Annotated in this window: 21 protein-coding genes; 7 read left to right on the forward strand and 14 right to left on the reverse strand. The window is 71.5% G+C overall.

What is annotated here, in order from left to right; genetic code table 11:
* Nucleotides 1–59 precede the first annotated feature (59 nt).
* Nucleotides 60–578, forward strand: coding sequence for an SRPBCC family protein (locus tag EV284_RS01390; RefSeq protein ID WP_130329437.1), 519 nt, complete (start codon nucleotides 60–62; stop codon nucleotides 576–578).
* A 75-nt stretch (nucleotides 579–653) separates the two neighbouring features.
* Nucleotides 654–2,978 carry an FdhF/YdeP family oxidoreductase gene (locus EV284_RS01395; protein ID WP_130329439.1) on the forward strand — a complete coding sequence of 775 codons (2,325 nt, stop codon included), beginning with the start codon at nucleotides 654–656 and terminating at the stop codon, nucleotides 2,976–2,978.
* Between the two features lie 18 nt (nucleotides 2,979–2,996).
* On the opposite strand, the gene EV284_RS01400 is transcribed toward EV284_RS01395, so the two are convergent.
* The 8 genes from EV284_RS01400 to EV284_RS01435 all read right to left on the reverse strand — a co-directional run bounded on the left by EV284_RS01400 (nucleotide 2,997) and on the right by EV284_RS01435 (nucleotide 6,857).
* The gene (locus EV284_RS01400; RefSeq protein WP_130329441.1) at nucleotides 2,997–3,407 is read right to left on the reverse strand and encodes a gas vesicle protein K; all 411 of its coding nucleotides are present in this window, start codon (nucleotides 3,405–3,407) and stop codon (nucleotides 2,997–2,999) included.
* Nucleotides 3,397–3,639: a gas vesicle protein gene (locus EV284_RS01405; protein WP_130329443.1), complete on the reverse strand. Its 243-nt coding sequence runs from the start codon at nucleotides 3,637–3,639 to the stop codon at nucleotides 3,397–3,399. The genes EV284_RS01400 and EV284_RS01405 overlap by 11 nt, the downstream gene beginning before the upstream one ends.
* Entirely contained in the window at nucleotides 3,636–4,442 is an 807-nt protein-coding gene (locus tag EV284_RS01410; protein WP_130329445.1) for a GvpL/GvpF family gas vesicle protein, read from the reverse strand. The genes EV284_RS01405 and EV284_RS01410 overlap by 4 nt, the downstream gene beginning before the upstream one ends.
* Entirely contained in the window at nucleotides 4,435–4,950 is a 516-nt protein-coding gene (locus EV284_RS33035; protein ID WP_242625493.1) for a gas vesicle protein, read from the reverse strand. Before EV284_RS33035 ends, EV284_RS01410 begins: the two co-directional genes overlap by 8 nt.
* An 80-nt stretch (nucleotides 4,951–5,030) precedes the next feature.
* Entirely contained in the window at nucleotides 5,031–5,279 is a 249-nt protein-coding gene (locus tag EV284_RS01420) for a gas vesicle protein GvpG (protein ID WP_130329447.1), read from the reverse strand.
* A gap of 15 nt (nucleotides 5,280–5,294) precedes the next feature.
* A complete protein-coding gene (locus tag EV284_RS01425; protein ID WP_130329449.1) occupies nucleotides 5,295–6,008 on the reverse strand; it encodes a GvpL/GvpF family gas vesicle protein in 714 nt (237 codons plus the stop codon).
* A 3-nt stretch (nucleotides 6,009–6,011) separates the two neighbouring features.
* Nucleotides 6,012–6,482: a gas vesicle protein GvpJ gene (gene gvpJ, locus EV284_RS01430; protein ID WP_130329451.1), complete on the reverse strand. Its 471-nt coding sequence runs from the start codon at nucleotides 6,480–6,482 to the stop codon at nucleotides 6,012–6,014.
* Nucleotides 6,483–6,506: 24 nt separating this feature from the next.
* Entirely contained in the window at nucleotides 6,507–6,857 is a 351-nt protein-coding gene (locus tag EV284_RS01435) for a gas vesicle protein (RefSeq protein WP_130329453.1), read from the reverse strand.
* Nucleotides 6,858–7,140: 283 nt separating this feature from the next.
* Between EV284_RS01435 and EV284_RS32565 the strand changes: the two genes are divergently transcribed.
* Together EV284_RS32565 and EV284_RS01450 are read left to right on the forward strand one after the other, a co-directional pair.
* The gene (locus EV284_RS32565) at nucleotides 7,141–8,010 is read left to right on the forward strand and encodes a histone protein (protein WP_165425426.1); all 870 of its coding nucleotides are present in this window, start codon (nucleotides 7,141–7,143) and stop codon (nucleotides 8,008–8,010) included.
* A 6-nt stretch (nucleotides 8,011–8,016) separates the two neighbouring features.
* Nucleotides 8,017–9,021 (forward strand): SRPBCC family protein, encoded by a 1,005-nt coding sequence (locus EV284_RS01450; RefSeq protein ID WP_130329455.1) that lies wholly within the window; start codon nucleotides 8,017–8,019, stop codon nucleotides 9,019–9,021.
* 62 nt (nucleotides 9,022–9,083) lie between these two features.
* Here EV284_RS01450 and EV284_RS01455 read toward each other — a convergent pair whose 3' ends face one another.
* The gene (locus EV284_RS01455) at nucleotides 9,084–10,277 is read right to left on the reverse strand and encodes an epoxide hydrolase family protein (protein WP_130329457.1); all 1,194 of its coding nucleotides are present in this window, start codon (nucleotides 10,275–10,277) and stop codon (nucleotides 9,084–9,086) included.
* Between the two features lie 230 nt (nucleotides 10,278–10,507).
* On the opposite strand from EV284_RS01455, the gene EV284_RS01460 reads away from it, so the two are divergent.
* The gene (locus tag EV284_RS01460; RefSeq protein ID WP_130329459.1) at nucleotides 10,508–11,809 is read left to right on the forward strand and encodes a GAF domain-containing SpoIIE family protein phosphatase; all 1,302 of its coding nucleotides are present in this window, start codon (nucleotides 10,508–10,510) and stop codon (nucleotides 11,807–11,809) included.
* 84 nt (nucleotides 11,810–11,893) lie between these two features.
* Here EV284_RS01460 and EV284_RS01465 read toward each other — a convergent pair whose 3' ends face one another.
* Entirely contained in the window at nucleotides 11,894–13,405 is a 1,512-nt protein-coding gene (locus EV284_RS01465; protein WP_130329461.1) for an MFS transporter, read from the reverse strand.
* 195 nt (nucleotides 13,406–13,600) lie between these two features.
* Here EV284_RS01465 and proP point away from each other — a divergent pair, with 195 nt between their 5' ends.
* The gene (gene proP, locus EV284_RS01470) at nucleotides 13,601–15,097 is read left to right on the forward strand and encodes a glycine betaine/L-proline transporter ProP (RefSeq protein ID WP_130329462.1); all 1,497 of its coding nucleotides are present in this window, start codon (nucleotides 13,601–13,603) and stop codon (nucleotides 15,095–15,097) included.
* A gap of 79 nt (nucleotides 15,098–15,176) precedes the next feature.
* Here proP and EV284_RS01475 read toward each other — a convergent pair whose 3' ends face one another.
* The 3 genes from EV284_RS01475 to EV284_RS01485 are packed head-to-tail and all read right to left on the reverse strand — an operon-like array spanning nucleotide 15,177 to nucleotide 17,151.
* Entirely contained in the window at nucleotides 15,177–15,983 is an 807-nt protein-coding gene (locus EV284_RS01475) for an SAM-dependent methyltransferase (RefSeq protein ID WP_130329464.1), read from the reverse strand.
* A gap of 35 nt (nucleotides 15,984–16,018) precedes the next feature.
* Nucleotides 16,019–16,276 (reverse strand): DUF397 domain-containing protein, encoded by a 258-nt coding sequence (locus EV284_RS01480; RefSeq protein ID WP_031181346.1) that lies wholly within the window; start codon nucleotides 16,274–16,276, stop codon nucleotides 16,019–16,021.
* Complete coding sequence (locus tag EV284_RS01485) at nucleotides 16,273–17,151, reverse strand: helix-turn-helix transcriptional regulator (RefSeq protein ID WP_130329466.1); 879 nt, start codon at nucleotides 17,149–17,151, stop codon at nucleotides 16,273–16,275. The genes EV284_RS01480 and EV284_RS01485 overlap by 4 nt, the downstream gene beginning before the upstream one ends.
* A gap of 162 nt (nucleotides 17,152–17,313) precedes the next feature.
* Between EV284_RS01485 and EV284_RS01490 the strand changes: the two genes are divergently transcribed.
* A complete protein-coding gene (locus EV284_RS01490; RefSeq protein WP_130329468.1) occupies nucleotides 17,314–17,754 on the forward strand; it encodes an ATP-binding protein in 441 nt (146 codons plus the stop codon).
* On the opposite strand, the gene EV284_RS01495 is transcribed toward EV284_RS01490, so the two are convergent.
* Entirely contained in the window at nucleotides 17,755–19,209 is a 1,455-nt protein-coding gene (locus EV284_RS01495; RefSeq protein WP_165425427.1) for a PP2C family protein-serine/threonine phosphatase, read from the reverse strand.
* Nucleotides 19,210–19,219 lie beyond the last annotated feature (10 nt).

Genomic DNA, 19,219 nt, shown 5'->3' on the forward strand with positions numbered 1-19,219 from the left:
GGCGACGGGTGCGCGGTCCGGCAAGACTGAACTCATCCGTGCCTGGAAGCAGGTGGACCATGAGCAGCATCGAAGTGTCGGTCGAGGTCCGAGTACCCGTCCGCACCGCGTACGACCAGTGGACCCAGTTCAAGAGCTTTCCCCGGATCATGAACGCCGTGCAGCGCGTGGACCAGGTCGGCCCCGCGATGACCCGGTGGCGGGTGAAGACGGGACTCCTCACCAAGGAGTTCATGGCCGAGATCGTGGAGCAGGAACCGGATTCGCACATCGCCTGGCGCAGTGTGGGACGCCACCCCTGGCTGTGGGGCGAGGTGTCCTTCCGCGCGGCCGCTCCGGACCGCACCGTGATCACGGTGAACATGCACATCGAGCCGCACGGGCTCAGCGGCCGGCTGCCGGACTCGGCGAACCGGGCCCGCAAGCTCGTGGTCGAGTCGCTGGAGAACTTCAAGGAGTTCATCGAGGGCCTCGGCGACGCCAGCGGTGCCTGGCGGGGCTCCATCCACAACGGCCGGGTCTCGCCCGCCGAGCCGGACCCGCCCCGGAGCCGCGTCCCCAAGTGGCCCGTCGGCTGACCCCCGGCCGACGCGCCACCCCGGACGACCGAGCGGCCCGCCGCGTGCCGCAGCACAGAGCGAGAGGCATTTCCCATGAAGAAGGCGCCGAAGCACGAGCCGGACGAGCCGCTGGTCGTCAGCCCGCCCAAGAAGTGGGCGGCGGGCGTCCCGGCGGTGACGCACGCCCTGGAGTACTCCCTCGACGAGGCATCCCTGCGCACCACGGCGACGACGCTGCTGACCATGAACCAGGTCGGCGGCATCGACTGTCCCGGCTGTGCCTGGGCCGACCCGGCACCGGGCCACCGGCACATGAACGAGTACTGCGAGAACGGTGCCAAGCACATCAACGACGAGGCCACCGGGCGCCGCATCACCCGCGAGTTCTTCCGCGCCCACCCCGTCTCCTGGCTCAACCAGCAGTCCGACCTCTGGCTCAACCAGCAGGGCCGCCTCACCGAGCCCATGATCAAGCGGGCCGGCTCGGACTACTACGAGCCGATCAGCTGGGCCGACGCGCTGGACCTGCTCGCCGACGAGCTGAAGTCCCTGGACTCGCCGGACGAAGCCTGCTTCTACACCTCGGGCCGGGCCAGCAACGAATCGGCGTTCGTGCTCCAGCTCTTCGCCCGCGCCTTCGGCACCAACAACCTGCCCGACTGCAGCAACCTGTGCCACGAGACCAGCGGCTTCGGCCTGCACGAGACGCTCGGCACCGGCAAGGGCACCGTCTCGCTGGACGACATCTACCAGTCCGACCTGATCTTCCTCGTCGGCCAGAACCCGGCGACCAACCACCCGCGCCAGCTGTCCGCGCTCGAGGAGTGCAAGGACAACGGCGGCAAGATCATCTCGGTCAACACGCTGCCCGAGGCCGGTCTGATGCGGTTCAAGAACCCGCAGCAGATCCGGGGCGTGATCGGCGACGGCGTCCAGATCTCCGACCAGTTCCTGCACATCCGCAGCGGCGGCGACCTGGCCCTCTTCCAGGGCCTCAACAAGCTGCTGCTGGAGGCCGAGGACGCCAATCCCGGCACGGTCCTCGACCACGACTTCATCGCCGCGCACACCTCCGGCTTCGAGGAGTTCGCCCAGCACGCCCGCAGCATCTCCTGGGACGACATCCTCACGGCCACCCAGCTCACCCGGGAGGAGATCGAGGAGGCCCACGACCACGTCATGCACGCGGGCCGCGTGATCGTCTGCTGGGCCATGGGCGTCACCCAGCAGCGGCAGGGCGTGCCGACCGTCCGCGAGATCGTCAACTTCCTGATGCTGCGCGGCAACCTGGGCCGGGTCGGCTGCGGTGCCAGCCCCGTGCGCGGGCACAGCAACGTCCAGGGCGACCGCACCATGGGCGTGTGGGAGCAGATGCCCGACGAGTTCCTGGACGCCCTGAAGTCCGAGTTCCGCTTCGAGCCGCCCCGCCACCACGGCTACGACGCGGTGAAGGCCGTCAAGGCGATGGCCGAGGGCAAGGTCAAGGTGTTCCTGTCGCTGGCCGGCAACTTCGTACGCGCCGCCCCCGACACCGAGGTCACCGACGCGGCCATGCGGCGCTGCAAGGTCACCGCGCAGATCACCACCAAGCTCAGCAAGGCGCACACCGTCACCGGCGAGACCGCGCTGATCCTGCCCTGCCTCGGCCGCACCGAGATCGACATCCAGGCGGGCGGTGTCCAGTTCGTCACCGTGGAGAACACCTCCAGCGAGGTCCACACCTCGTTCGGCAAGCTCCGCCCCGCCTCCCGGCTGCTGCTCAGCGAGGTCGCCATCCTGTGCCGGCTGGCCCAGCGCACCCTCGGCGACAAGGTCGACATCCCCTGGCTGGAGTTCGAGGCGGACTACGGCAACATCCGCGACCGGGTGGCCCAGATCATTCCGGGCTTCTACGACTTCAACCGGCGGGTCGCCCGGCCGGGCGGCATCAAGCTGCCGAACCCGGTCAACGAGGGCGTGTACGCCACCGCCACCGGCAAGGCCATGTTCACCGTCAACGACTGGGACATGTCCGCGGCGCCCCCCGGCCATCTGATCCTGCAGAGCACGCGCTCGCACGACCAGTGGAACACCATCCCGTACACCAACAACGACCGCTACCGCGGCATCCACGGCCGCCGCAACATCATCATGATCAACCCGGAGGACATGGTCGATCTGGGCCTGGTCCGGGGGCAGTTCGTGGACATCGTCGGCGTCTGGCACGACGACGTCGACCGCCGGGTGAAGGGCTTCGAGGTCATCCCCTACCCGACCAGCCGGGGGTGCGCGGCCGCGTACTACCCGGAGGTGCAGCCGCTGGTCCCGCTCGACAGCGTCGCGGCGATCAGCAACCAGCCCACCTCCAAGGGGATCGTGGTCCGGCTCGAACCGGGCAGCCCGCCTCCCGGCACCAAGCCCACCGAATGGCACGACTGAACGCCGCCGCCGCCGCCCTCACTCCGGGGGCGGCAGCAGCGTGCCCAGCGGACCCAGGTCGAGGTTGAGGTCGTCCATCGTCAGCCCGTACCGCGCGCACAACCCCGTCATCCGGTCGTGCAGCAGCATCAGCGTCGCCCCCAGGCGCTCTTCCTCCTCCTCGGTCAGGTCGCCCTCGTCGACGCGGTTGAGCGCCTGGCGCTCCATGAGCTGACGCAGCAGCTCGACCAGGGTGAGGACCAGCTTCATCAGGTCCCGCTCCACGGTGTCCGGATCGGCGGTGATCCGGCGCGCCGGTACGGACGCCCGCCCGTCGGGGTCCGGCAGGTCGCCGGGCGCGGCGGGCAGCAGCCGGAACGCCCGCTCGGCCGCCGCCGCGACCTCGGCCCTGCGCCGGTCCGGGCGGCCGCGCTCCCCGTCAGCCGTCATCGTCCCGCCCCTCGATCCGCCTCGGCTCCGCGAACGGCGACGGCACCTCCGCGCTGATGGACACGATCAGCGCCCGCAGCGAGACCCGCACCAGGTCGATGCCCGCGATGGAGAGCACCACGTCGCCGGTGAGGACCACTCCGCCGCTCAGCAGGCGGTCCAGCAGGTCGATGAGCGCGACCTGCCGCTGCGCCAGCGGCTCGGTCGCGGCCCGGCCTTCGGGCGTGGTCACGGCCCTGCCCCCGCCGCGCCGCCGGTCTCCTCGGGTCCCATGGCGAACGAGTACGGCGCCCACGGCCCGGTGATCTCGATCCGCACCCCCGCGAGCCCCTCCGCCGCCCGCGCCACCTCGGCCCGGAACACCTCGCCCCGCTCCAGCGGCACCAGGTACGCGTCGTTGACCACGTTCTCGCCCGCCGCCTCCGCGAGCGCCCCCTGCTGCACCCGGTGCCGGGCCCGCTCACTGGCGTACGCGCGCCCCGCCGCCTCGATGCCCTCGGCCGCCCGCCGGGCCGCCTCGTGGGCGGTGTCCCGATGGCGCTGCTGCTGCCGGCGCCCGCGCAGATACGAGCGTCCGGGGCTCAACCGCGTGTCGGCGGGGGCGGGAGGCGGCTCCGGCGCGGCCGAGGGGTCCACATAGACCTTCACGCCCCACTCGACGTGCCCCGAGAGGCGCGCCAGCCGGTCGGCGAACAACTCGCGTCCCTCGTCCAGCACCTCGCGCGCCCGGGTGTCGTCCAGATACACGGTGGCCAGGCGCAGGGGGAGCACGGTGGTGTAGGCGGCGACCGCCTCCACGACCCCGTGGTGGGCGCGGGCCACCGCGCTCAGCCAGTCCAGGTCCTCCAGCCGGCGGCGCAGCGCCTCCTCCCGGAAGTCCTCCGCCGGTACCGAACCGGCCACCAGGGCAAGGCCGTTCCCGTCGGACACCAGACGTACGGGGGCGCCGGCCACGCCCTCCAGCGCGGTCAGCCGTTCAGCCAGGGCGTCGTCGGCGCGGGTCACGCCGTAGACGTACGTCATGACGTCACTCATCGCGGCTCCGCTTCCGGCGGCGGGCGGGGCGCGGGGCGGGTTCGGGCTCAGGCTCCGGTTCCTCTTCCTCCACCTCTTCCACCTCCGCGTCTTCCACCTCTTCCTCCTCGGGCTCCTCTTCCTCCTCTTCCTCCTCGGTGTACTCCTCCGGCTCGACCTCCAGCAGTTCCTCCGGCTCCCTGAGCGCGGCGAGTTCGGCCCGCAGGCGGCGGTTCTCCTCGGCGAGCGAGTGCTCGTCACCCCTGGCCCGCGAGGAGAGGGAGGGGTCGTGCTCCCACCAGTCGATGCCCATCTCCTTGGCCTTGTCGACGGAGGCGACCAGCAGCCGGAGTTTGATCGTCAGCAGCTCGATGTCGAGCAGGTTGATCTGGATGTCGCCCGCGATCACGATGCCCTTGTCCAGGACGCGTTCGAGGATGTCGGCGAGGTTGGCGGACGAGCCCTGCCCGTAGGGCTGCGCCGCCCGCGAAGGGGTGGGGCCGAGCCGGTTGCCCAGTGGTTCACTCACGGTGGTGGCCTCGTGTTCCCTAGTGCCGGATCAGGACGGTGCCGGAGCGGAGCCGGTGCCGGATCAGGACCCGTGCCCGATCAGGACTGCTGTCCGCGGAAGTCCCGTATCTCCTCCAGCCGGTCGAGCAGTTCGTCCTCACGCCGGTCGAACGTCTCCTCGTCGATCTCCCCGGCGAGCAACCGCTTCTCCAGCTCGGCGAGTTCGGCGTGGATGGGGGCGGGGTCGTAGTACTCGTCCTCGGCCGCCTCCAGGACGCGTTCGACCACCCAGCCGACGCCGCGCACCGGTGCCAGCGGGAGGGTGAGGAGCTGGGTGAACAGGCCCATGAGATCCCTCGGTCCTCAGACGAAGCTGTACGGCGGGAGGGGGCCGTTCAGCCGGAAGTCGAGCCCCTCGCCGAGCTGATGGGCGACGCTCAGCTCCGTGGTGAGGAACGCCTCTTCCTGGTCGTCGGCCACGAGGAAGGACGCGTTGAGGAAGTCCGACCCGGTCGGCTGTGTGGAGTCCACCTCACGCGCGAAGGGGCGCAGTGCCTCGACCACCCCGGCTGCCAGCGCCTCCTGGCGGGCCTGCACCTCCTGGGCCACCAGCTCACCGAGCCGCATCGCCGCCGACGGGTCGGCCGTTCCGGCGCGGATGTCGTCGTTGAGCTGCCGGGCCGGAGGCGACTCGGCGAGGATCTGGCGCAGCAGGGAGTCCTCGTCCTGCGCCACCTTCAGGTTGTACTCGGCACAGCCCGCCAGTCGCAGGAGCCGGTCGGTGTACTCCTCGGCCCGCTCCTCCAGCGCCGACCGGACCTCGTCGTCGTTCGCCGCCACCAGGCCGAACCGCAGGGGCAGTACGGTGCCGTCGGCCATGAGCCGCTCCTGCACCTCCTGGTGCGCGCCGATGTCCCGCCGCTTGGGACGCAGGTTCTCGGGCGCGTCGCTGACCACCGCGCGCAGCGACCCGGCGGTCACCGCCCGCAGCGGGCCGGGGGACTCACCGACGCCGCGCAGCCCGTCGAGGCGCAGCGGGTGCTTCTTGTCGGTGACGGAGTAGACGTAGACGCCCATCGCTCATTCCCTCTCACGGGTCGAGGTCCGCCGGGAGGCGCGCTTGGCCGGCCGCCGCTTCCGTACGGGTTCCCGCTCCTCTTCCTCTTCGTCGTCCTCGTCGTCACTGTCACCACCGGTGACCGCCTTGATCGAGTCGGTGACCGCCTCGGCGGCCCCGCTCAGCGCGCCCTTGGACTTGCCCTTGGCGCCGCTCTCCACGGTGTCGCCGACGATGTCGGTGAGCTGGGCCGGAGCCTTGCGCCCGGCCTCCAGGTCCAGCCGGTTGCACGCCTCGGCGAAGCGCAGGTACGTGTCCACGCTGGCCACGACGACCCGGGCGTCGATCTTCAGTATCTCGATGCCCACCAGGGACACGCGCACGAAGATGTCGATCACCAGGCCGCGGTCCAGGATGAGTTCCAGGACGTCGTAGAGGCTGCCACCGCCACCGCCGCGACTGACATTGCCTCCGCCTTGCGGCACCACGGTCATGGCGCCTCCCTTCACCGGCGGGCCTCAGCCGCGCCGGTCGATCTGCCCTCGGGTGTAGCGGCGCGTGCGCTCGTAGGACACGAGGTCGCCCTCCTTGTCGAGGGAGACGCGGTAGGTCGCCATCACGCTGGTCGTGTCGGGCACTCGTTCCAGTTCGAGCACCTCTACGTCGGCCTCCCAACCGTCGTTCGTCGGTTTCAGCGCCGAGACGGAGTCCGGGGCCCGCCCGAGCAGCTCCGTGAGCTGCTCGGCCGCGGTCCGCATCGCCCAGGCAGGGCCCTTGGACGGGCGGTGGCGCGGCTCGTCGGCCGGTCGCCGGCCGGTGGCCCGACTGCTGCCGGTCCGCCGCTTGGCGGGCTCTTCTGCTGCGGCCATGGTCTCTCCGGTGGTCGAAGCGGTCTCTCCGGAAGGGCCGGAGCGGGCGCCAGATTCCACGCAGGAACATACAATTTCAGCATATAGGGTTATAAGACGCAGCAGCGTCGGCCGGCTCTCCGCGGGCTCGCCGGGACCGCGTGCGCGGCTCGCCGGGAGTCTCACCGGGAGTCCCCGCTCGGGGCGCGAGGTGCGCGATCCCTTCCTCCTCGATCGCGGGCCGGGTCGGGGTGCCGGCCGCAACCCCGTTTCTTTCCTGACCCTTTCCGAAGGGAACCGGTTCATGAATGACACGACCAAGGTCGCTCTCGCCGCCGCAGTCGCGGGCGGCTACGTGCTCGGACGAACGAAGAAGGGACGCGTCGCCTTCGCCCTGGCCACCTATCTCGCCGGTCGCCGTACCGGCCTGAACCCCCAGGCGCTGCTGAGCGAGGGCCTCGGCAAGCTCGGCGAGGTACCGGGTGTCCAGGAACTGAACGAGCAGGTGCGCGGCGAACTGCTGAACGCGGGCCGCAAGGCGCTGACGGCCACCGCCGACCGCCGCCTCGGCGACCTCGCCGAGTCCCTCCGCGAGCGCACCCAGCGCATCGGTCAGAAGAAGGACGAGAAGCCGGAGGAGGCCGAGGACTCGGAGGAGTCCGAAGAGCCGGAAGAGGACGAGGAGAACGGCGGGAACGGCGAGGAAGAGGGCGAGGAGTACGAGGACGAGGCCGAGGAGCCCGAGGAGGAAGAGGACTTCGAGGCCGAGGAGTCGGAGGAGTCCGAGGGCGAGGAGGAGCCCGAGGCGGAGGAAGAGGACTTCGAGGAGGAAGAGGAAGAGGAGGAGGAACCCGAGGAGGAGCCGGAGGAGGACGAGGAGCCCGAGGAGCCGGAGGAGGAGCCCGAGAGGCCGCCCCGCCGTCGCCCCGCCGCCAAGAAGCAGCCCGCCAAGAAGTCCGCGCCCGCGAAGAAGTCCGCGCCCGCCAGGAAGCAGGCCGCGAAGAAGGCTCCCGCCAAGAAGGCCCCGGCGAAGAAGTCCGCCCCGCCGGCCAAGAAGCAGGCGGCGAAGAAGGCCCCCGCCAAGAAGTCGGCCCCGGCCGCGAAGAAGGCTCCCGCGAAGAAGGCCCCGGCCAAGAAGCAGGCGGCCAAGAAGACCACCGGGCGGCGGAGGTAGGCCACCATGGCAGACACCAAGACCGGCACCGACAAGGGTGACGCCAAGGAGCAGGCCGGCTCCGGCCTCGACGCGCTGCGCGACGAACTCGTCGACTACCTCGGCGCCCAGGCGGAACACCTGGTGGAGAGGACGGGGGAGAAGCTCTCCGGCCTCACCCAGCAGCTCCTCGACTCGGCCGACAACGGCGGTGGCTTCCTCACCGGCGTCGGCAGCCGCCTGCTCAAGGGCGAGTCACCGCTGAAGGCACTGGTGTCCCAGAAGGCCGGGGACGTCAAGGACAAGGTGGTCGAGGGGGCGAAGAGCTTGTTCGGCAAGAGCAAGGGGAAGTCCGACCGTCCCAAGATGACGAACATCATCGAGGTACTGGACATCGGACAGCCGCTGCGCACCACCTACGACCAGTGGACGCAGTATGACAAGTTCAGCGGCTTCACCAAGGGCGTGCTGAGCGTCTCCCAGAGCGACGAGGTCACCAGCGACTGGAAGCTGAAGGTCGGCCCCTCCAAGCGCGGTTACAAGGCGCACGTGCAGGAGCAGATCCCGGACCAGCGGATCGTCTGGAACTCCGAGGGCCCCAAGGGCACCACCCACGGCTGTGTGACCTTCCACGAACTCGCCCCCGAACTGACCCGTGTCGTCCTCGTCGTCGAGTACTTCCCGGCCGGCTTCTTCGAGAAGACCGGCAACATATGGCGCGCCCAGGGCCGCCGTCTGCGGCTGGACTTCAAGCACTTCCAGCGCTACGTGAGCTTCGTCGACCCGGACGAGGTGGAGGGCTGGCGCGGCGAGATCCGCGACGGCGAGGTGGTCCGCTCCCACGAGGAGGCCGTGGAGGAGGAGCAGCGAGAGGCCGAGGAAGGCGAAGAGGGCGAGGGCGACGAGGAGGAGTACGAGGACGAGTACGAAGACGAGGAAGAGGACGAGGAAGCCCCCGACGAGGAGGGCGACTACGAGGGGGAGTACGAGGACGAAGAGGAAGAGGACGAGGAGGACGAGGAAGAGAGGTGAGACCCGTACCGCTCACCGGGCGCGCCCGCCCCCGCCACGACGGGCGCGCCCGGCGGGCACGATCAGCTTCTCGCCAACTCCCGGAAGAACGCCCGGACGTCACCGACCAGCAGCTCAGGCTGCTCCATCGCCGCGAAATGCCCGCCCCGGTCGAACTCGGTCCAGCGGACGATGGTGTCGTACCGCTCCGCGATGTGCCGCAGCGCGATGAAGTTCTCGCCCGGGAACGCCGCGAACGCCGTCGGTGTACGGGACGGCTCGGGCGGCTGCCCCCCGTGATCCGCGTGAGCGCGCTCGTAGTAGATGCGCGCGGACGAACCCGCCGTACCCGTCAGCCAGTACAGCGTCACGTCGGTGAGCAGGTGGTCGCGGCCGACGGCGTCCTCGGGGCGGTCCGCCGAGTCGGTCCACTCCTTGAACTTCTCCGTGATCCAGGCCAGTTGGCCCACGGGGGAGTCGGTGAGGGCGTAGGAGAGGGTCTGCGGACGGGTGGACTGGATGTCGGCGTAGCCCTGTTGCCCGCGCCGCCACTCCTTCATCCGTTCCCAGGAGGCGAGGGTGCGGGCGCGTTCGGCCGGGGTCAGCGCGGCGAGTTCCTCGCCGGTCGGCTCGGCGGTCGCGCCGGCGCCCGGGATGAGGTTCAGATGGACGCCGATGACATGCTCCGGACGGATACGGCCCAGCTCGCGGGAGATGGCCGCGCCCCAGTCACCGCCCTGCGCGCCGTACCGCTCGTAGCCCAGTCGGTCCATCAGCTCCGCGAACGCGGCCGCCGTCCTGCGGTGGTCCCAGCCGGTCTCGCGGGTCGGGCCGGAGAAACCGAAGCCGGGGATGCTCGGCAGCACCAGGTGGAAGGCGTCGGCCGGGTCGCCGCCGTGCGCGCGGGGGTCGGTCAGTGGGCCCACGATCCGCTCGAACTCGGCGAAGGAGCCGGGCCAGCCGTGCGTGACGATCAGCGCGGTGGCGTCCGGCTCGGGGGAGCGGATGTGCGCGAAGTGGATGTCCGCGCCGTCGATCGTCGTCATGAACTGCGGCCACTCGTTCAGCCGGGCCTCCGCCGCCCGCCAGTCGTACCGATGCCGCCAGTAGTGCGCCAGCTCGCGCAGGTAGTCGCGCGGCACGCCGTAGTCCCAGCCCACCCCCGGCAGTTCGTCCGGCCAGCGGGTGCGGTCGAGGCGGTGGCGCAGGTCGGCCAGCTCGCTCTCCGGGACGTCGATGCGGAACGGTCGGATGCCGGAGTCCGGTGCGGTGGTCATGTCGGCGCAGCCTAGGCGCCCTGATCGGCTGGGGCGAGATCGTTTCCGGCGGGCGGGGTCGCGGTGGGCGGCACCCGGGGCCGCCGGGGTCCGGGGCTCGTCATGACGGCCCACTCCTCTCCTGGGCGGGCCGGGCCGGGCCGTGTCGCCGGACGCGTGCCCATGGGCCGAACGGCTCTCGCCGGGCGCCGCCCGTTGTTCCGGCCGGGCGGGCCGGGTACGTGACCCGCATGGACGGCTTCGACGTGGACCAGGCGTTGCGGGATGCGCTGGACCGGCTCACCCTGCTGGACCAGACCGCCGCCGTACTGGCGAGCACGCTCGACGCGGCGGAGGGGATCAGCCGCGTGTGCCGGGTGCTCGTGCCCGCGCTGGCCGACTGGAGCGTGGGCGACCTGATGGACGAGGCGGGCCGGCTGGAGCGCGTCTGCGTCACCCGCCGGGAATCGCCGGGCTCCCCGATGGTCGGCACGACCGGTGCGCTGCCCGGCGTGGGGGAGGACTCCGACGACCCGTGGTCGCGGGTGCTGCGAGGAGCGGGCGCGCTGTTGCTGTCCGCCGAGCGGTTCGAGCCGGACCCGGAGACCCCCGACCCGCTGCACGCGCTCAACAGCGAACTGTTCGGGCGGCTGGGCGGCGGTTCGGGCATCGTCGCGCCGCTGCGCGCCCGGCGGCGGGTGCTCGGCGCGCTGACCCTGGTCCGTGAGCCCGGCCGGGCCCCGTTCGAGGAGGGGGACCTGGCGCTGGTGGAGGGGCTGGCGCACCGGGTGGCCCTCGCGGTGGACAACGCCCGGCTGCACACCGAGGTGCAGACCATCGCCGAGCGCATGCAGCGCTCGCTGCTGCCCCGGCTGCCCGTCATCGACGGGCTGCGCATCGCCGCCCGGTACGTTCCCGCCGCCTCGTCCGCGCAGGTGGGCGGCGACTGGTACGACAGCTTCGAGTTGCCCCAGGGCGACATCGCACTGATCATCGGCGACGTCACCGGCCACGACCTCCAGGCGGCGGTCGCCATGAGCCAGATCCGCAACATGCTGCGCGGCATCGCCTGCGACCGCCAGGAGCCGCCGGGACGCATCCTGCGCCGGCTGGACCTGGCGATGGCCGTCCTCTACCCGCACCAGACCGCCACCTGCGTCTACGCCCTGCTCAAGGGACCGGAGAACGGCCGCTACCAGCTGGACTGGGCGTCCGCCGGTCATCTGCCGCCACTGCTGGTCACCCCGGCCGGGGACACCACGTACCTGGACAACGGGCGCGGCCTGGTGCTCGGCGTCGACCCCGAGAGCCACCGCACCGGCGCCACGACCGTGCTGCCGCCCGCGAGCACCCTGCTGCTCTACACCGACGGTCTGGTCGAACGCCGGGGCGAGTCCCTCGACCACGGCCTCATCCGGCTGCGCCAGCACGCGGCCACCCTGGTCGACCAGGAGCTCGACGTCATGTGCGAGGCGCTGCTCACCGGCCTCGCCCCGGACGCCGAGGACGACGTGGCCCTGATCGCGCTGCGCCTGCCCGCCTCCGCCCGCTGAGTGTGGGCCTTGCGCCCCCCCCGACGTCGGCCGCCGGGGCGTGGCGCGGTCCCCCTTCTCCTGATCCGGGGGTCTCCCGGGTGCTCAGCTGTGCCGGGCGTGCACCGGGCTGTCGGCCACCTCGTCCGGGCACTTGTGGTGGTCCGGCCGGTCACGGCGCCAGTCGAACGCGGCGAGCCCCAGGGAGGCGGCCATGCCGGCGAGCGCGGCGACCAGGGACGTGACGAGCGCGGTGCGGTAGTCGCCGTGGGTGCTGCCGAGCACCACGTAGAACAGGCCGGGGAGCGCGGCCGTACCCACCGCGGCGCCGAGCCGCTGCCCGGTCTGGAGCGCGCCGCCGGCCGCGCCCGCCATACGCACCGGGACGTCGCGCAGCGTCATGGTGATGTTGGGGGACACCACGAAGCCGGAGCCGATACCGCCGATGAACAGCACCGGCGCGGCCACCCAGGGCGCGATGCCGAGCGGTGCCAGCCGCAGCAGCAGGGCGGTGCCGCCGAGGCCCAGGATCACCCCGGCCAGGCCGCACACCGTCAGCACCCGGCCGAACCGCTCCACCAGCCGCCCGGCGAGCACGGCCGCGCTCGCCGAGCCGATCGCGAAGGCCGTCACGGCGAGGCCCGACTTCAGGGGGGAGTAGCCGAGCCCGTGCTGGTAGAACAGCGCGAACACCAGCCACACCCCGCTGAAGCCGATGAAGTACAGCGTGCCCACCCCCGCGCCGACCGCGTAGCCGCGCACCGTGCTGAACAGCCGCGGATCGAGCAGCGGCTGCTTCTCACGGGCGACCAGGCGACGCTGCCACAGCACGAAGGCGGCCAGCAGCACCACCGCGACCGGGAACAGCCACCACAGCCGCGCGAGGCCGCCCGAGTCCGCCTGGACCAGCGGGTACATCAGCGCCAGCACCCCGGTGCCGAGCAGCAGGATGCCCGGCACGTCCACGCTCCCGCGCCCCTTGCGCTCGACGCGGGGCAGCAGCCGGCGGCCGAGCAGGACCGCCAGCAGCCCGATGGGGACGTTGACGTAGAAGATCCACCGCCAGCCCTGCTCGCCGGAGGCCAGGGCGAGGATGGCGCCGCCGGTGATCGGGCCGACGGCGGAGGATATGCCCACGGTCGCGCCGAAGAAGCCGAAGGCCCGGCCGCGCTCCTCGCCCCGGAACATCTGCTGGATCAGCGCCGAGTTCTGCGGCGCCATGAACCCCGCCGCCAGCCCCTGGCAGAGCCGCGCCAGCACCAGCAGCGTGATGTCCGGCGCGGCGCCGCACGCCGCGCTGAAGACCACGAACCCGCTGAGCGCCAGCAGGAAGATACGGCGCCGGTCCAGCGCGTCGCCCAACCGCCCGGCGGTGACCAGCGCGAGCGCGAAGGTCAGGGCGTAGCCGGACACCACCCACTGCACCTCGGCCGGGCCGGCGTGCAGATCCCGCTGGATGGTGGGGAGCGCGACCGCGACGATCGTCACGTCCAGCAGACTCATGAAACCGGCGACCAGGGTCACCCACAGGGCCCGCCACCGGCGGGGGTCCGGCTCGTACCCGTCCTCGGGTGCGGACGGCCGCCCGCCGCCCGCCGTCGATGCCGACGCAGTCACCAGGGCTCCTCTCGCCGGGGACGAACACCGCGCATCCGAGTTCCCCCATGGCTCCCCGGCACGCACCGGCACTCGTACGGCCCCCTTTCGATCACCCTCGGTAGCAGCGCGATCGCGCAGTGAAGAGGATCGTTTGAGCGCGCGCTGACTGCGCAGGTGTTCTGCTTGAAAACGTGTACGGCGAAAGGAACACCCATGGCGGCTCTCGACAACGAAGATCCGGTGGACCCCGGTGCGGTCAGACGCCACCGTGTGCTGTTCCGCGCCATCGAGCGGCGGCGCAACCCCAAGCTGCGCCGCAGCGACATCACCGTGACGGACCAGGCCGCCGTGCGGCGCGCCACCAAGGCGGCCGCGCTCGGCAACGCCATGGAGTGGTACGACTTCGGCATCTACAGCTACCTCGCCGCCACCCTCGGCAAGGTGTTCTTCCCCTCGGGGAACGACACGGTGCAGTTGCTGAGCTCCTTCGCCACCTTCGCCGTGGCCTTCCTGGTGCGCCCGCTCGGCGGCATGGTCTTCGGCCCGCTCGGCGACAAGATCGGCCGTAAGCGCGTCCTGTCCATGACCATGATCATGATGGCGGTGGGCACCTTCGCCATCGGACTGATCCCCTCGCACGCCGCCATCGGCCTGTGGGCCCCGGCCCTGCTGATCCTCTTCCGGCTCATCCAGGGCTTCTCGACCGGCGGCGAGTACGGCGGAGCCTCCACCTTCATCGCGGAGTACGCCCCGGACAAGCGGCGCGGGTTCTTCGGCAGCTTCCTGGAGTTCGGCACGCTGGCCGGATACGTCGGCGCCTCCGGCCTGGTCGTCATCCTGAGTACCGTGTTCAGCGAGGACCAGATGCTGCACTGGGGCTGGCGCATCCCGTTCCTGGTCGCGGCGCCGCTCGGCTTCATCGGCCTCTACCTGCGGCTCAAGCTCGACGAGACCCCCGCCTTCCAGAAGCTGGAGGGCGGCAACGTCCGGGCGGCCGAGGCCGCCGACGCCGTGGAGACCTCGGCCACCGCCGACCTCGGCAGGATCTTCACCCGGTACTGGCGGCCGCTGGTGCTGTGCCTCGCGCTGGTCGCGGCGTACAACATCACCGACTACATGCTGCTGTCCTACATGCCGACCTATCTGTCGGACGAGCTGGGCTACCCCACCAACCACGGGCTGCTGATCCTGCTGCTGGTGATGGTGCTCCAGATGGGCGTCATCAGCCAGGTCGGCCGGCTCTCCGACCGCTTCGGGCGCAAGCCGCTGCTGATGACCGGGATGCTCGGGTTCGTCTTCCTGTCCGTGCCGGCCTTCCTCCTCATCCGGCAGGGCAGCGTCGTCCTCATCGCGCTGGGACTGCTCATGATGGGCCTCTCCCTGGTGGCGATGCTCGGCACGATGTCGGCGGCGCTCCCGGCGATCTTCCCGACCCAGGTGCGCTACGGCTCCCTGTCGGTGGCCTACAACCTGGCCACCTCCGTCTTCGGCGGCACGACCCCGCTGGTGATCACCTATCTGATCAGCGTCTTCCACACCAACCTCATGCCCGCCTACTACGCCACCGCGGCCGCGGTCGTCGGTGTGATCGCGGTGCTGTGCATGAAGGAGACGGCCAACAAGCCGCTCGCGGGTTCGCCCCCGTCCGTGGAGACGGAGAAGGAGGCCGCGGAGATCGTCCAGGCCCAGGCTCCGGCGCCCCGGTTCTGAAGCGCCGCCGGACCCCGTACGACGGAACGCCCCCGGCCATCACGGCACGGGGGCGTTCCGTCGTACGCGGCCGAAGCGCCTACGGCTTGATTCCCACCGCGGTCCACAGGCTGACCTCCGCGTCCGTGGCGGTCGGCTCGGCGTCCGGGCGCCAGCGGTGGCCGACCTCGACGCCGGGCTCCAGCAGTTCCAGCCCGTCGAAGAAGCGCGCCACGTCCGCGCGGGAGCGGAACTGCACCGGGGTGCCGGCGCCGTTGTAGATGTCGGTGACCTTCTGCCAGGTCGGCGGGTCGAAGTCGGGAGTGCAGTGGCTCAGGGCCAGCGCGCTGCCCGAGGGGAGCACGTCCAGCAGCCGGCTGACGATGCCGTACGGGTCCCGGTCGTCCGGCACGAAGTGCATCAGGGCGTTCAGGGACAGCGCGACCGGCCGCTCCATGTCCAGCACGTCGGTCAGTTCGGGGGCGTCCAGCAGCGAGCGCGGGTCGTTGACGTCCGCCTCGATGTACGCGGTGCGCCCCTCGGCGGTGCTGCGCATCAGGCGCTCGGCGTACTTGAGGACCAGCGGGTCGTTGTCGGCGTACACCACCCGCGCGTCGGCCACCACGGACTGGGCGACCTGGTGCAGGTTGGGCTCGGTGGGGATGCCGGTGCCGATGTCCAGCCACTGCCGGATGCCGTGCTCCCGGGCGAGGACGCGGGTGGCGCGGTGCATGAAGGCGCGGTTCTCGCGGGCGCACACGAAGATGCCGGGATAGGCGGACGCCACCGCCTCGGCGGCGTGCTTGTCTATCTCGAAGTGGTCCTTGCCGCCCAGGTAGTAGTCGTACATCCGGGCGGAGTGGGGCCTGCTGGTGTCGATGTCCCGCGCCGCGTGTGAGTTGGTCATCCTGTCCCTTTTCGGTGTGTGCGTGGGGGGAGAAGTCAGCCGTTGGTCAGATGGTCGGCGAGGCCCCGCTTGACCCCCGCGACGAACGCGGTGATCTCCTCGGGGGTGTAGATCAGCGCGGGTCCGGCGGGGTCGGTCGACTGGCGCAGCGCCACCCGGCCGTCGGCGAGTTGCTTGGTCTGCACGCACTGGCCGCCGTTGGGGCCGCTCCACGGCGACTCCCAGCCCTGCTCGCCGAGGTCGGAGGCGGGCATCCCGTTGTAGGCGTGGCCGCGGCCGTCGATGGTGGTCATGAGTACTCCTTGCGCATGCGGTTCAGGAGCGCCCTGCTCTGCGCGTCGGAGGACAGCAGGGACATGCGGTTGTGCGCCTCCAGATGGGCGACGACGTCGGAGCGCTGGTCCAGGTACATCGCGCCGGAGAGGATCTCGCTGTAGACGATGTCCGGCAGCTCCGGCTCCTCGAACCGGAAGTACGTGAACGGCGCGCACGCCCCCACGTGGGCCCCGGCGGTGAACGGCACCACATCGACGCTCACGTGCGGAAGCTCGGAGAACTCCAGCAGCCGGTCGATCTGCTCCCGCATCACCTCCGGGCCGCCCACCACCCGGTGCAGCACGGCCTCCTCCATCACGACCCACAGCGTCGGCGAGTCCGCGCGCTCCAGCAGGGCGCTGCGGCGCAGCCGCAGGTCCACCCGGCGCGCCAGGTCCTCGTCGCCCTCGTTCGGGAAGCCTCCGGCGAGTACGGCGCGCGCGTACGCGTGGGTCTGGAGCAGACCCGTCACATAGTGCGGCTCGTAGGTGCGCAGCGTCTTCGCGCCCGTCTCCAGGCTCACGTACGCGCTGAACCAGCCCGGCACCACGTCGCGGTAGGCGTGCCACCAGCCGGGCTCGTTGGCCCGCTCGGCGAAGGCGACGAACTCGTCCCGCTCCTGGCTGCCGGCGCCGTACGTCTCCAGCAGCTTCTCCACATAGAGGGGCTTGAGCGCCACCTCGGCCTTCTCCAGCCGGCGGATGGTCAGGGCCGTGACCCTCAGCGCCCGCGCCGCCTCCTCCAGCGAGACGCCCGCCTCCAGGCGCCGCTCCTGCAGCCTGCGGCCCAGCACCATGCGGAGCACGGTGGGCGCACTGGCGCCGCTGCCCGCGCTCGAACGGCCTTCACTCACGCCCTACCTCCTGATGGGCTGTCACTCATAAGAGTGTGCCAGGGAGTTGGTGAATCAACCAGGCGGATAGCGGCTCTCTGTAATTATCAGGGAGTCGGTTGCAGCCTGAACTCGGTTGCGAGCATAGTTACTTGAGTGACCGCCTCACGGAAGGCAATCATCGTGACCCCCACCACGACCTCGTCACCGGACCTGTTGGACGTCGCGGACCCGGACCAGACGCACTGGATCACCCTGCTCTCGCACCATTCCAGCGTCCGGATCGCCCGCCGCTCCATGCGGGACCGGCTGACCGGCTGGGTGCTGCCGGGAGAGGTGCGCGCGGACGCCGTCCTGCTCGTCTCCGAGCTGGCCACCAACGCCGTGCTGCACACCTCCAGCGTGCGCATCCTCTGCGGCATCGGTCTCGTCGCCCCCGGCCGCCTGCGCATCGAGGTGCACGACCACGACTACTCCGGCCGGGGTCTCACCCGGCGCGAGCCGGGCCCGGACGACGAGGGCGGCCGGGGCCTGGTGCTCGTCGAGCAGCTCGCCGACTCCTGGGGCGTCGACCGCTCCCGGCTCACCAGCGGCAACGCGGTCTGGGCGACCCTGAGTACCTGATCACCGCCCGGTGGGCGTGAGTTCGGCCAGGAGCAGGGTCCGGTCGTCCGTGCCGTTCGTGCCGTTCGTGCCGGAGGGCGCGTGCAGCAGGCGCTGGCACAGGGTGTGCAGATCGGCGCCCGGCCGGGGAGCGGCCGCGTCGAGGGCGTCGGCCAGGCGGGCTATCTGGTGGTCGATGTCGGCGTCGCGGGACTCCACCAGGCCGTCGCTGTACAGCACCAGCAGCGCGGGCTCCGGGACGCTGAACACCGTCGCCTCGTAGTGACCGGTGCCGAGCCCCAGGGGCAGGCCGGGCCCGGTCAGGGGGACCGGGGCGGTCTTCCCGTCCGGGCCGCGCAGCAGCGGGGGAGGATGGCCGGCGCTCACCAGGGTGCAGGTGCGCTCCGCCGGCGACCACTCGGCGTAGACACAGGTGGCGAAGGAAGCGCCGGGTGTGTCACTGGCCAGCGCGTCCAGGCGCCGCACGAGCTCCACCGCCGGTATGTCGAACCCGGCGAACGCCCGTACCGCTGTACGGAGTTGCAGCATGGCGACGGCGGATTCCGGGCCGTGGCCCATCGCGTCGCCCACGATCAGGCTGACCCGCCCGTCCGGCCGCCGCAGCACGTCGTACCAGTCGCCGCCTATCACCGTGTCCTCGCCGGCGGGCAGCGAGCCGTGGCTCACCCGGCACCCCTCGAAGCGCTGGAGCGTGCCCGAGGGCAGGCTGCCCCGGATGGCCAGCGTGGTGCGCCGCTCGTGCTCGTAGCGGCGGGCGTTGTCCAGGGCGAGCGAGGCCCGCGCCGCCAGCGCCTCCACGGCCGTCACCTCGGTGGGACCGAACGGCGCCCGGTCCGGCCCGCGCGTGCAGGCGACGAAGCCGATCGTGACCTCCCGCAGCCGCAGCGGGACGACCAGGAAGGAAGCGGTCCGCAACAGCTCCTCCACCCGCGCGTCCCCGTCGCCGGAGGCGCGCAGCCGGGCGGAGGTGTGCGGGTCCACCGAGTCCAGCAACTGCGCCTGGCCGGAGGTCAGCGCGCGGGCGTACGGCGTCTCGCGGGGGAAGACGATCACCTCGCCGACCGGCAGCAGCTTCTCCCAGTCCTCCCGCGCGTCCGCTCCCACCCGCAGCGCCAGCCGGTGCGCCTCGATCCGGGGCGGGTCCGGCGCCACGCCCGCGTGCTCCCCCCGGCGCCACCGCTCCAGCAGGTACACCGAGGCCGCGTCGGCGAAGGCGGGGGCCAGCGCGTGGGTGAACTGGCTGCCGGTCAGCGGCAGATCGAGCGCCGAGCCGATCGCGTCGGCGGCGGGGGAGAGGAGCGGCCGGCGCGGCGAGGTCCGGGCGGCGGGCGGTTCGTCGATGCGGCTGCGCGGGTCGTTCCGCAGGGTCGTGCCTTTCCGGGGGGCAGGGCGACCGACCGACCGCGCGCCGGGCCGGGGAAGGCGGGGCGGGGCGTCGCTCGTCGTTCCGGGCAATTATATGATG

Source organism: Streptomyces sp. BK022 (assembly GCF_004217355.1).
Lineage (GTDB): Bacteria > Actinomycetota > Actinomycetes > Streptomycetales > Streptomycetaceae > Streptomyces > Streptomyces griseoluteus.